Consider the following 485-nt stretch of genomic DNA (forward strand, 5'->3'; position numbering starts at 1 on the left):
CCACGGCAGAACAATGGGCGGATATAAGCCGGTACAAAACCAGGGAAGTCGAAGGCGTTTTCTACGCCCACTTCTTTGGCCATCTGACGAATGTTGTTGCCGTAGTCGAAGGTCGGCACGCCCGCTTTCTGGAAGGCCAGCATGGCTTCAACGTGCTCGCCCATCGAGGCTTTGGCGGCTTTGACCACGGCTGCCGGATCGGTCACGGCGCGGTCGCGGTACTGCTCCCAGGTCCAGCCTTTTGGCAGATAGCCGTTCAGGGGGTCGTGGGCGCTGGTCTGGTCGGTGACCATGTCCGGGCGTACGCCACGACGAACCATTTCTGGCAGCAATTCAGCGGCGTTCCCACAAAGCGCGATGGAGATCGCTTTGCCTTCAGCGGTGTATTTGGCGATACGGGCCAGCGCGTCATCCAGGTCCACGGCTTGCTCGTCGACATAGCGAGTGGCCAGGCGGAAATCGATACGGCTTTGCTGGCATTCGAT

1 pseudogene is annotated in these 485 nt (G+C 60.2%); it reads right to left on the reverse strand.

Features of this window, described 5'->3' with window-relative positions:
• Window positions 1-485: pseudogene (locus tag KO536_RS24070) on the reverse strand (urocanate hydratase); the annotation flags it as partial.

It is taken from the genome of Pseudomonas sp. NKUCC02_KPG (assembly GCF_019345465.1).
Lineage (GTDB): Bacteria > Pseudomonadota > Gammaproteobacteria > Pseudomonadales > Pseudomonadaceae > Aquipseudomonas.